The sequence below is a fragment of the Aliiroseovarius sp. B-4 genome, from assembly GCF_056857795.1.
In genome coordinates, this window is sequence record NZ_JBSXNV010000039.1 from 502,081 (window position 1) to 514,498 (window position 12,418).

Here is a 12,418-nt window from a genome sequence, read left to right on the forward strand (position 1 = left end):
TGTTGGGTTAACTCATATCAAAATTGCAAACTGAGAAAATAAAAATACCTAGGGTTGTTGGATGTGAAGATGCTTCGGGTCGCGTGTGTTGCTGAATTGCGGCGTGTTATGGGGGCTGGGGCGAAGTCGCGCGTCCGCCGTGGTAGCCTGGCCGGGCACGAGGTCGGAAATCGCGGACAAGTAGCTGTCGACCACGATCGCCTGGTCATATTCCCGCAACATCTTGTCGCGCCCGGCACCGCCCATCATGACACGGGTATTGGTGGGCATGTCTGCAAATGCCACCAGTCTTTGGCGCAGGCTTTCGATATCGCGTGGCACACACAGCATGCCGGTGATCCCGTCATCCACCACATGTCGGCAGCCCGGCACATCGGTGGCAATCAGGGGCCGGGCCATGCTGGCGGCTTCCAGCAGCGTGCGCGGTGCGCCTTCGCGGTAGGATGGCAGGACCACACTGTCGGCCAGCGCGATAAAGGGGCGCACGTCGTCATGTTCGCCCAGATGTTCGATGACACCTGCCTGGACCCAACGCGAAAGATCGTCTGCGCCCAGTGCCGATCGGTTCGCTGCACCCACCTGGCCAAGAATCTGGAACCGGACATCATTGCGGATAGTCCTGATCTGGCGCGCGGCCTCGACATATTCCAGCACGCCCTTGTCGCGCAGAAGACGCGAGATCATCAGGAACACCGTGCCTTTTCTGGCAGGTAAAGGCATTGGGGAAAAGTGCTTCAAGTCTACACCGGAGCCGGGCACAAGACGTGCCTGACCAGGTGCGATCAGTCGCCGTTGGACAAACAGGTCACGGTCATCCGGGTTTTGAAAGAACAGGATTGGCAGCCCCCGGAAGGCAAAACGATACAGCGTCTCGACCACCATTCTGAGCGCGCCACCTGACAGGAAACCGGTCCCCAAGCCAGAAACATTAGGCAGAAACGGGATCGCCATCCGTTTCGCCGCCACCGCGCCGAAGATATTGTTCTTTACTGTGTAACCGAGGATGACGTCAGGTCTGAGCGTAGCAAAGTGTGAGGCAAATCGGTTGACCAACCTGGCGTCTTGCCGGGGCGACAATCCTTGCACATCCATGTGCAGCTCGACCACCCGACACCCCATGGCACGCAGGGCTGGTGCTGCGTCGTCCAGCGGTGCCAGAATGGTGACGTGATGACCTTTGCTCAGCAAAGCCTCGATCACCGGGCGGCGGAAATTCAGGGCGTTCCACGCGGCGTTGACGGTCAGAAGTACTCTCATGGAAAACCTCGGTTCGGCAATTGATAAATGCCGGGCATTGAAAACAGCCAGCTGTCATAGGGCAGGTAGCAATAGCGGAAATGGGCGGAATAGATGGTCCAAACCGACAGCATCCCCAACAGCACGACATAAGGCGCGACGGACAGGATTGTCCCTGTTGGGCCAAGGCGCAGTGACGGGATGCGCGCCAGTATCATGGCCTGTAGGGGGATCAGGAAATAGCCGATGCGGTCCGCAATCACACTGGACAGGCCGATCAGCGGTACGGTCGCCAGCATCATCAGCGCACCCAGCACCATGATCCTGTGATCCCCCGGAAAGCGCGCGCGCCAAGCCGGGCGCAGCACGAGGAAAAACAACCCCCCAGTCAGCGCCAGCAGCGCGGCACGATACAGCGCGCCAGAGGCGTCCACCCCCGTGTTGACATAACGCGACAACGCAAGCTGCGCGCCATCGCCGGTTGCCAGAAGATAAACACCCGGCCCCGCCAGCACCAAGGCTGCAAGCAACCGCGCCCTGACCCGATCGCGCCCAGCCAGAGGAGCCAACAGCACGAACACGCCCGCGCTGGAGTGAAAGCCGGTGGCAATCAGCGTGTGGAGGGTGAACCGCGCCGTGCGCCCATTGCTGAACGCGGCAAAAGCTGCGCACATCACCCCGATAGACGCCGCCTGCCGAATGCCGGACATCGGCATGTTGAGGATCAGCACCGGGTAGAGAAGGATCAGAAAACCCAACCGGTCAGGTTGTCGACGCGCCAATGCATGCACGCCCGCAAAGAAGATCAGCGCCGCGGCCACATTCAGCCACGGATAACCCAGACCCAGCCTACCGATCAGTTGGACCAGCGCCCACCACAACGGCTCGCGCTGGGCCAGGGCATCGGCGAAACCAAGGTCCAGTTGAATCAGGAAGTGACGGTAGTAGCCATTCCAGTCGCAGCCGACCTCGAGCCGGAACGCAACGAACAGGAACAGGGCGGCAAGCACGACGGGATAGATCTGGTCGCGCAAGCGGGAATGGTGTGCCAGCACGAGGCGCAGCAGGATCAGCGCAAGGAACAGGACGACATAGGTCACGGCTGCATGGCGCCCTGAACACCCGTGGGCAACCTGCTGCGCGCAACATAGACGAGCTGCACAACCACGCCCCAAAGCAGGCAGACCAGCGGGGCAGCTTCATTGGTCAGCACGGACAGAAGAAGAATGAGCGGCAGAACAGCGATATGGGTTTTCAGGTGATAGCTGCGAGCTTTGCGTTCTGGCAGCGAAAGTCGCCCTTTGGCATCCATGTAGGTCAGGAACCGTGGCAGGGTGAACAGCAGAAGCGCGGTGGCGAAAACCGTCAGAATGGCCGTTGTGTCACCTTTGACAATCAGTGCAGGCAGAATGGGCAGCGCGAACCTGAACAGGGAAAGCTGTATGAATGTATAGAACTTCAACTCGACCGCGCGCAGGGTGTTGTGAGCGATCAGCGTAGCGGCCAACGCTGCCACGGCAGTCCAGTAAAGGCCCGAGGTGACGACCCCCAATACGAAGGCCGCAGCCAGCCCAACACCCAGCCGTATGACCACGAAAGCGAAGATGAAACCAGCGGAACTGGCGACCTCTACCCGTCGCCGGGGAGTCGGATCATGACGCAACCCAATCGTGTCATTGGCCAGATAGCCCAGTTCATAGATGCAGATGAATGTGGCATAGCCCAACAGATAACTGGTGATTGCAGCCCCTGCAGACAGATCGCCAAGCAGTGCCAGAAGGATCATTCCTGACACCCACGCCGTCAGGGCATTGACGATGAAGTCGCGCGGCCAGTGATAGCGAGAGACGAACGCATATCCAAACGGCAGCAGCAGGATCAGGTGGCGCAGCCTAGTGGCACAGAATTTCGGCATCCCACTTCCTCATCCATTTGCGGGGAGTGCGTGAGGCAACCAACACAGCGGGGTATGCCACTGCGACCAGATCACGGTCCGACCGGTTGTCGGTGATCACCGCAAACTGCACATGGTCAAGCGAGTGATTCAGATATGCCTCGATCGCTTTGCGTTTTTGTCCGGTCAGATCACGGAACAACCGGCCTGTCAGGCACCCATCCTGAACATCCGGCTGCGATGCGATGCAGGGTAGTTCAAGTTTCCGTGCAATTTCTTCAATCACAGGCGCAAGGGCGTTTGACACCAGGACAGGCTGCCAACCCGAAGCGCGCATTTGCGCCACACGGGCATGGGCGGCGGGTATGGCGTGGGTGGGAAGATGATCCGCGACATATCGCGTCGCCGAGGCTTGCAGTGAAGTCAGGGTTTCACCCCGCAGGCTGGCCAGAACAAGCGCACGGTGGGCGTCAAACCGGCTCAGTTTGGCAAATAGGATCAATCCCTGTTGCAGCATTGATCGGCGGCGCGTCAGAGCCTTCATCATCGCAAACCGCCACCGATGCCCGCGGCGCGCGTGGTGAAACGTCACCAGTCCGGCAGTGGTGTTGGTATCATACAATGTGCCGCAGACGTCTACCGCAAGGGTCCGGTCGGTGTGAGTCATGCGGCCTTCCTTTCGATGCCGAACGACCGATAGAGCGCGTCGTAGACATCACATGCCCGTTCAAGCGAAAACCGGGCGGCGGCATGGGCGCGAATGACGGCGCGTGGGGCAAATGGAGCCGACGCGATGGTGCGTGCGGCGTGTTCAATCGCAGGGGTGTCGTGATGGGCAAGCACCAGACCGAACCGGCGATCCGGCAAGATGTCGTTGATATCGCCAATCCCGGTGTTGCTGATCACCGGCAGGCCGCAGGACAAATATTCACCGACCTTGGTGGCCGAAACGCCAAGGCTGGACTTGCTGGCAATGCGGAAGGACAGGCCGATATCCGCAGCGTTCAGAAGCGCAGGCACCTCGTCATGCGGAACATGGCGGCAGGTCAGATGCGCCGGGTTCAGCGTGACACCATAGCTTTGGGCAGCCTGGACATGCTGTTGCACATCGAGGTCCCCGACCAACAAAAGCCGCCCCCGCATCCGCTGCGCTTGAAGGGCGGCCAGCAGGCGATAGGTCGTGCCCATCTGATAGAGCGGCCCAGCGGATCCAAGATGCACCAGCACAACATCTTTTGCCGAATACCCCAGCGCCAGCCGCGTGCTTGCCCGCAGGGTCTTGTCGGGTCGGAACCGGGTCTGATCGACGCTACAGGGAATGACGCTTGTGACCGACCCCGCCGACGGGCGGCGTGTTGCGACGACGGCTTTCGCGTCGTGGGTCAAGGCGATAATCGCGCTTGCGTCGCTGATTGCCTTTGTTTCCAGTTTGCGAAAGTGACGGGAAATGCTGTGGCCCAGCGGTCCTTGCCAGATGCCTGCCTCGCAGCGTTCGTCCACCCAGAACCCGCGCATGTCGAACACAAAGGGCAGGCCGCGCCGCTTGCAGACTGGCAGGACCGCCCCCAAGGGCATATAGCTGCGGCAATGGATCAGGTCGGGCTGAAAGGCGTCGACCAGCTTGTCCAGACGGCTTTGCATCAACGCCGGCATGGCGAAGCGCTCCAGCTTCCCCGCCAGCGGCAAGGTGCGGCGCAGGATTGGGCTGTGCAAGATCCCGGCGCGTTTCAGCCTTGGTGCGATCTTGGTGTCAAAAACGTCCTGCCTTGTGGGATGCTCGACCGACAGGCAGGCGATGCGATGACCGCGGGCCGCCAGGCCTTCAAGATAGGGTAGCACCTGCGCGGTGCCGATATGATCGGACAGGCCGTTATTGGTGACGAAGATCGAACGGGTGGCGCTCATATGTGCCTCATTGACTTTGATAACTTGGGTTCAGGAAGAAGGGACAGGAACCTGACAGCCGCGACACCCGGTCGGAAGTCCAGAGCGCGTTTGCGCGCGGCGTCAGGGTCGTGCGGCACCCGCAGGGCGGCACCCATTGCGGCAGCCATGGCGGCGGTATCCCCTACAGTAACCAGGGTGCCAACGTCGGGGGTGTTCAGGATTTCGGCTGGGCCGTGGGGGCAATCGGTGGCGACAACGGGAAGGCCGTGCGACAACGCCTCGACAATCACATTCGCGAACCCTTCGCTGCGTGAACTGAGCGCGAACACATCGGCGGTCGCATAATGGGACCCGGTATGCGGCGTGAACCCCGGCATCGCCACCCGTTCGGTCAGGCCCAGCGACTGCACCATCCCAGACAGCACCGCACGATCAGGCCCATCGCCAAGAATGACAAGTTCGCCGTCGCAGCCTTTGTCCAGCAGCAGGCGGAAGGCACGCAGAAGGGTCGGAAAACCTTTCTGCCAGCGCAAAGAGCCAACGGCCAATATCCGATGCTTTGCCTGTGCGGGCCAGACGGCGTGTCCTGTGTCTGGTTCGGGACGCATGACCGGGTTGTGGATGACCTTGACCCGGCCGACCGGCAGACGCCCCAATTGCTCCAGATCGCGGGCAGACCCCGCCGAGACTGAGACATTGGCCCGCGCCCGAAGATAGGTTGCGCGGATACTTGCCCGCAACACAAGCCGGTGCAGCACGCCTTTGCCCGCGTATTGATTCGACAGCGTCGCGTGATCGGTGGTGATGATCGGCACCCCCGTTCCGCGCGCCGCCCAGACCGCGATGCTGGTCAGGGGCCACATCGCCGGGACCAGCGCCGTTGGTTGGTTTTCGCACAGCCAACGGCGCAATGGCGTGGCGACCTCCCGTAGGCGGTCGGTTTTCAGGTCAGTGATGGGAAGGCGCGCGCGCTGGGCGTCGGCCATCAACGCGCCACCTGCGTTGGCAAGGATGATATGTGGCGCATAGCCAAACTGCGCAAGCTCGGTGGCCAGCGTCAGCATCACACGTTCCGCCCCGCCGCCCCGCAGGTCAGGCAACACGAAGGCCAGTGTATTGTCAGATTGCAGCGGATAAGCGTGCTTCATGCCGCCACCCCCGCCAAGGCACGAAACCCGTCATTCTGCGCGATCAGCTGGGCATAGCTTCCCTGGGCCACGATGCACCCACGTTCCAGCACCACGATCTGATCGCAGCCCTCGACGGTCGAGATACGGTGGGCGATCATCACGATGGTTTTCTGCCCCTGAAGCCCGGTAATCGCCCTCATCACTTCGCGTTCTGTCGAGGTGTCGAGCGCGCTTGTCGCCTCGTCAAACACCAGAATGTCGGGGTTGTGATACAAAGCGCGCGCGATGCCGATGCGCTGGCGTTGTCCACCGGACAGTCGCACGCCGCTTTCGCCAACGGCGGTGTCATAACCGGCAGGCAGTTGCGTATCCACAAAGTGATCCAGTTGCGCCATCCGGGCACACTCAACGATGCGCTGCATGTCGATCTGCGCGCGTGGCGTGCCAAGGGCGATGTTCTCTGCAATGCTGGTGTCGGCCAGAAAGATCGACTGTGGCACATAGCCGATTGCGGCCTGCCAGTCTTTGACATTCGCCGTGGTGATCGGAGTGCCATCGACACCAATCTGCCCGGCTTGCGGGGTCAGAAGACCCAGAAGCAGGTCGACCAAAGTCGTTTTGCCTGCCCCGGTGCCGCCGACGATGCCAAAGGACGCGCCCGCCGGGATGGTCAGGGACACATCACTCAGGCTGCGCGTGGCGTCGTCATGGGAATAGCTGACGTTCGTCACCTCCAGCGCCTTGGTCAGGTGCATTGGCGGCACCGCCCGCGTATCGGGGCAAACATCCGACAAGGCTTGCATGTCGCTGAACAGAACATCAACCGCACCTGCACCGAACCGAAACTCGACCATCGCGCGGTAAATGCCCTGCACGGACGGCAACATCCGGTAGCCTGCAAAGGCATAGACGCCAAGCTTTGGCAAGATAGCGGCGGTGCTGGCATTGGGGCCAACGGCTGCCAGCAGGGCGACGCAGAGAAGCAACATGCCGCCGAAGCCGATCGCTTCGACCAGATATTTCGGGACTTGGCCCAAGACGAGGTTGGCGGCTTGCATTCGCGACACCTCGATAGATGGGGTGCGGAAATGGCGGATATAGGAGTCTTCTTTCCCCAGGATGCGGATGTCCTTGATGCCGCCCAAGGCCTCGCGTGTGATCGTATAGCGGGCTTCGTCCGCGACCACGCGGCGGGCGCTGTTGCGGGTGACAAGGTGCCGAATTGCCAGGAAGATCAGCGTATAGGCCGTGCCCAGAGTGGCGATCGCGGTGAAGGCGATGATTGGGTCCATCAAGATCAGAAAGCCCAGCATCGACAAAAGCGTCACAACGGATGTGGTCAGCCGCAGCACCGGAGCCAGCGCGAACATGGTGACTTGTTCGACCTCGGACAGGATGTTTTTCGCCATCTCGCCTGTGTGGCGGTTCAGAAAGAACGCATATGGCTGGCGCAGGTAACGCTCGATTAACCGCGTGCCAAGGCTGTGGCGGCGCATCTGGACGAACCGTGTCATCGCGTATTCGCCCGCGCTTCGGATCAGCGCGCCGCTGACAAGGAAGGCGAAGGTGATGAGGGCAAGCACCAGAAGGAAGCCAAGATGGTCCGTAAATCCACCCCAGCGATAGGCGGCAGATAGATAGGCGTTCGTCTGCACAAGACCGGGATCGGACAGTGCCAGAAAGAACGGAAAGACCGAAGCTACGCCGATCACCTCGAACACCGCCATAAGTAGTGCAAGGCTGAATACCAAAGCACCGCGTCTGCGTTCGCGGGGGGTCAGAAGGGACCAGATCTTACCGAGCGTTCGTGTCTTCACAGCCGCAAGTCCGCCATTTCTCGCGGCAGCGCGGATTTGATGTCATAGATCACCGAGAGGTTCTTGGCGTAGCGGTTGATCCAGCCCGGCGGACGGTCCAGATAGGTGCGATGCGGCACCGCCAGCATGACCCCGTCATAGCGATGCACCTGCGGCGTGTCGGTCAGGTCGATCCCGTATTCGGCACGGGCAGTGATGGGGTCGGCCAGCGGGTCGTGAATGTCCACCCGAACGCCATAATCACGCAGTTCTTCCAGAATATCGACGATGCGCGTGTTGCGCAGATCGGGGCAGTTTTCCTTGAAGGTCAGGCCAAGGATCAGAACCCGTGACCGCGCCACGTTTATCCCCTTGCGCATCATCGACTTTATCATTTGTCCGGCGACATATGCGCCCATGCCGTCATTGATCCGGCGGCCCGACAGGATCACCTGCGGGTGATAGCCCATCTCTTCCGCCTTATGGGTCAGGTAGTAGGGATCGACGCCGATGCAGTGTCCGCCGACAAGGCCGGGTCGAAAGGGCAGGAAGTTCCACTTGGTGCCCGCCGCTTCCAGCACGGCACCGGTGTCGATGCCGAGCCTGTTGAAGATGATCGCAAGTTCGTTCACCAGACCGATGTTCAGATCGCGCTGGGTGTTTTCGATCACCTTCGCGGCCTCGGCGACGCGGATGCTTTCGGCCTTGAAGGTGCCCGCCGTGATGATCTGGGCATACAGCGCGTCGATGCGGTCAGCGGCTTCGGGTGTCGAGCCGGACGTGACCTTCACAATCGACGGCAGCCGGTGGGCCCGGTCGCCGGGGTTGATCCGCTCGGGGCTGTAGCCGACAAAGAAATCGCGGTTGAAGGTCAGGCCCGACGCCGCTTCGAGGATCGGCACGCAGACTTCCTCGGTCGCGCCGGGATAGACGGTGCTTTCATAAATCACGATATCGCCTTGCGACAATGCGCGCGCCACGGTTTGGCTGGCGCGCCGCAACGGCGTCAGGTCGGGGCGGTTATGGGCGTCGATGGGGGTGGGGACAGTCACGATGAAGACAGTCGCCGCCCTCAGGTCATCCGGGTCGCTGGTAAAGCGCAGGTGGCGGGCATGGGTCAGGTCGTCGGCTGTCACTTCATCCGTGCGGTCCTTGCCGGATTGCAATTCAGCGATGCGGGTCGGGTCGATGTCGAACCCGATGACCAGGCGCGTTTTGCCGAACTCGACCGCAAGCGGCAGGCCGACATAGCCCAGCCCGATCACTGCGATCTGCCCAAGATCTGGAAAGTCCTTCATAACCGAACGCGTCCGCTAACAATCCGCAACACAACCATTGCGAGTGTAACATTGCGTAAACATCCGTTAAAAGAAAGTTAAAATTCAACCTAAAGAGGCAAAAGGCGCGACCCTTTTCTGTTTCAACCCCAAAAACACGGGGGATCAGGCTTTGTAGTAGTCCAGATACCACGCGACGAAGCTATTCACCCCATCGCGGAAATCGGTTTCCGGGCGATAGCCGGTCAGGCGTTTCAAAAGGGTCGCGTCCGCCCAGGTGGCGGGGACATCGCCCATCTGCATCTCCATGTAATTGCGCTGGGCTTTCTTGCCGATCGCATCCTCGATGGCATCCACAAAATCCAAAAGACGCACCTTGTCCGAGTTTCCGAGATTCACCACGCGATAAGGCGCGGCAGGTGACAGGCTGTCGCCGTCTTCGATATCATCCGGGCTGGCGGGGCGAACAGGGACTGCGTCGATCAACAGGCGGATGCCGCGCACCAGATCCTCGACATAAGTGAAGTCGCGGAACATCTCGCCATTGTTGTAGATGTCGATGGGGGTGCCGTCGATGATGCCTTTGGTGAACTTGAACAACGCCATGTCGGGGCGTCCCCAAGGGCCATAGACGGTGAAGAAGCGGAACATCGTTGTGGGCAAGCCCCACAGATGTGCATAGCTGTGCGCCATGCTTTCATTTGCCTTCTTGGTGGCAGCATAGATGGTCAGCTGGGTGTCGGCTTTCTCGGTTTCAGTGAATGGCATGTCGGTGTTTGCGCCATAAACCGAACTGGTCGAAGCCATCAGCAGATGGTCGACCTTGTGCCGCCGTGCGGCCTCCATCACGTTGAAGGTGCCGATCACGTTGCTGTCCAGATAGGCGCGGGGGTTCTCAAGGCTGTAGCGCACACCAGCTTGGGCGGCGAGGTGGACGATCACGTCAGGCGCGAAGTCGTCCGTCACCTCGTCCAGCAGCGCCTGATCTTCCAGCATCCCTTCGGTCATCGTGAAATTCGGATCTTGCAACAGCATCTGGTGACGGCGCAGTTTCAGCGTCACATCGTAGTAATCCGTCATCCCATCATAGCCGTGCACGCGAAAGCCCTCGGCCAGCAGCAGTTTGGACAGGTGATAGCCGATGAACCCGGCCGACCCGGTGACCAAAACTTTGCGTTGCGCCATGGGGATATGCCTTTCAGGGTGCGGTTTGGTCGCTTCTAACGCGGGGATCGGGCAACGCCAAGCCTGATCATGCGGGCTTAATCTGCGCTGGTGTCATCGCGCGTGGAATGATAATCCGCTGTGAGATACAATTTCCAGACAAGGTGGGGACCGCATGCCTGCTTATCGTTCCAGAACTTCGACCCATGGCCGCAATATGGCCGGTGCCCGTGGCCTTTGGCGCGCGACCGGCATGACCGATGATGATTTCGGCAAGCCGATCATCGCCATTGTGAACAGCTTCACGCAGTTTGTGCCGGGTCACGTCCACCTGAAAGATTTGGGCCAGATGGTCGCGCGCGAGGTTGAAGCCGCAGGCGGTGTTGCCAAGGAATTCAACACCATCGCTGTCGATGACGGGATCGCGATGGGCCATGATGGGATGCTGTATTCGCTGCCGTCGCGCGAAGTGATCGCCGATAGCGTCGAATATATGGTTAACGCGCATTGTGCGGATGCGATGGTTTGCATTTCGAACTGCGACAAGATCACGCCCGGTATGTTGATGGCCGCCATGCGTCTGAACATCCCCGTAATTTTCGTGTCCGGCGGTCCGATGGAGGCCGGTAAGATCGAGATGGCTGACCTTGACATGGACAAGATCGACCTTGTCGATGCGATGGTTGCCGCCGCCAGCGAAGACCTGACGGATGAGCAGGTTCAGCATATCGAAGAAAACGCCTGCCCGACCTGCGGGTCGTGTTCGGGCATGTTCACCGCAAACTCGATGAACTGTTTGGCCGAGGCGCTGGGCCTTGCCCTTCCCGGCAACGGATCGACCCTTGCGACACACGCGGACCGCAAACACCTGTTTCTTGAGGCCGGACGCAAGATCGTCGAGATCACCAAGCGTCATTACGTGAACGAAGAAAAAGGCCTGCTTCCGCGCGAGATCGCCACGTTTGACGCGTTCGAAAATGCCATGTCACTGGACATCGCAATGGGTGGATCCACCAACACTGTTCTGCACCTGCTGGCCATTGCCCATGAGGGCGAGGTCGATTTCACCATGAAAGACATGGACCGGCTCAGCCGAAACGTGCCCTGCTTGTGTAAGGTCGCACCCAACATCGCCAACGTGCATATGGAGGACGTTCACCGCGCCGGTGGCATTTTCTCGATCCTGGGCGAGTTGCATCGGGCCGGGCTTCTGCATGGCGATTGTTCAACCGTGCACACGGCCACGATGGCCGAAGCGATCGCGAAATGGGACATCAAGATAGCCAACAACCCCGAGGCCGAAAGCCTGTTCAAAGCCGCCCCCGGTGGCGTGCGCACCACGCAGGCGTTCAGCCAGTCGAACCGATACAAGGAACTGGACACTGACCGCGAAGGGGGCGTGATCCGGTCCAGGGAACACGCGTTCAGCGAAGATGGCGGGTTGGCTGTTCTGTTTGGCAACATCGCGTTGGACGGGTGCATCGTGAAAACGGCGGGCGTGGATGCCTCGATCCTGAAATTCACCGGCACTGCGCATGTCTGCGAAAGCCAGGATGCGGCGGTCAGCGATATTCTGACCGGCAAGGTCAAGGAAGGCGACGTGGTCGTCATCCGCTACGAAGGTCCGCGCGGCGGGCCGGGGATGCAGGAAATGCTGTATCCGACCAGCTATCTGAAATCGAAAGGGCTGGGCAAGGCCTGTGCGCTTCTGACCGATGGGCGCTTTTCGGGGGGCACTTCAGGCTTGTCAATCGGTCACGTGTCGCCGGAAGCGGCAGAGGGTGGTGCGATCGGATTGGTGCAGCAAGGCGACAAGATCGAGATCGACATCCCCAACCGCACCATCAATCTGGCCGTGCCGGACGAGGAACTGGCCACGCGCCGCGCCGCGCAGGACGAACAAGGCTGGCATCCCGCCCAGCCCCGCAAGCGCAAAGTGTCAAAGGCGCTGAAAGCCTATGCGATGCTGGCGTCTTCTGCGGCGAAGGGCGCGGTGCGTATGATCGACTGATCAAAGGCCGATAGGATCGGGAA

At 60.4% G+C, this 12,418-nt stretch carries 10 protein-coding genes; 1 reads left to right on the forward strand and 9 read right to left on the reverse strand.

What is annotated here, in order from left to right:
• Positions 1–48: 48 nt before the first annotated feature.
• The 9 genes from AC13C8_RS13435 to AC13C8_RS13475 all read right to left on the reverse strand — a co-directional run bounded on the left by AC13C8_RS13435 (position 49) and on the right by AC13C8_RS13475 (position 10,405).
• Positions 49–1,257, reverse strand: a complete 1,209-nt coding sequence (locus AC13C8_RS13435; protein WP_482847777.1) for a glycosyltransferase family 4 protein — start codon at positions 1,255–1,257, stop codon at positions 49–51.
• Positions 1,254–2,336 carry an EpsG family protein gene (locus tag AC13C8_RS13440; RefSeq protein ID WP_482847778.1) on the reverse strand — a complete coding sequence of 361 codons (1,083 nt, stop codon included), beginning with the start codon at positions 2,334–2,336 and terminating at the stop codon, positions 1,254–1,256. The genes AC13C8_RS13435 and AC13C8_RS13440 overlap by 4 nt, the downstream gene beginning before the upstream one ends.
• Positions 2,333–3,151, reverse strand: a complete 819-nt coding sequence (locus AC13C8_RS13445; RefSeq protein ID WP_091427959.1) for a hypothetical protein — start codon at positions 3,149–3,151, stop codon at positions 2,333–2,335. Before AC13C8_RS13445 ends, AC13C8_RS13440 begins: the two co-directional genes overlap by 4 nt.
• Positions 3,129–3,797 carry an HAD family hydrolase gene (locus AC13C8_RS13450; protein ID WP_091427961.1) on the reverse strand — a complete coding sequence of 223 codons (669 nt, stop codon included), beginning with the start codon at positions 3,795–3,797 and terminating at the stop codon, positions 3,129–3,131. The genes AC13C8_RS13445 and AC13C8_RS13450 overlap by 23 nt, the downstream gene beginning before the upstream one ends.
• On the reverse strand, positions 3,794–5,035 hold the full coding sequence (locus AC13C8_RS13455) for a glycosyltransferase (protein ID WP_482847780.1): 1,242 nt from the start codon (positions 5,033–5,035) through the stop codon (positions 3,794–3,796). Before AC13C8_RS13455 ends, AC13C8_RS13450 begins: the two co-directional genes overlap by 4 nt.
• Positions 5,032–6,165 carry a glycosyltransferase gene (locus AC13C8_RS13460; RefSeq protein WP_482847781.1) on the reverse strand — a complete coding sequence of 378 codons (1,134 nt, stop codon included), beginning with the start codon at positions 6,163–6,165 and terminating at the stop codon, positions 5,032–5,034. Before AC13C8_RS13460 ends, AC13C8_RS13455 begins: the two co-directional genes overlap by 4 nt.
• Positions 6,162–7,964, reverse strand: a complete 1,803-nt coding sequence (locus AC13C8_RS13465) for an ABC transporter ATP-binding protein (protein WP_482847782.1) — start codon at positions 7,962–7,964, stop codon at positions 6,162–6,164. The genes AC13C8_RS13460 and AC13C8_RS13465 overlap by 4 nt, the downstream gene beginning before the upstream one ends.
• Positions 7,961–9,241 (reverse strand): Vi polysaccharide biosynthesis UDP-N-acetylglucosamine C-6 dehydrogenase TviB, encoded by a 1,281-nt coding sequence (gene tviB, locus AC13C8_RS13470; RefSeq protein WP_482847783.1) that lies wholly within the window; start codon positions 9,239–9,241, stop codon positions 7,961–7,963. The genes AC13C8_RS13465 and tviB overlap by 4 nt, the downstream gene beginning before the upstream one ends.
• Positions 9,242–9,385: 144 nt before the next feature.
• Positions 9,386–10,405, reverse strand: a complete 1,020-nt coding sequence (locus AC13C8_RS13475) for an NAD-dependent epimerase/dehydratase family protein (RefSeq protein ID WP_091427971.1) — start codon at positions 10,403–10,405, stop codon at positions 9,386–9,388.
• A gap of 154 nt (positions 10,406–10,559) precedes the next feature.
• Between AC13C8_RS13475 and ilvD the strand changes: the two genes are divergently transcribed.
• Positions 10,560–12,395 (forward strand): dihydroxy-acid dehydratase, encoded by a 1,836-nt coding sequence (ilvD, locus tag AC13C8_RS13480; RefSeq protein WP_091427972.1) that lies wholly within the window; start codon positions 10,560–10,562, stop codon positions 12,393–12,395.
• The last annotated feature ends 23 nt before the right edge of the window (positions 12,396–12,418 follow it).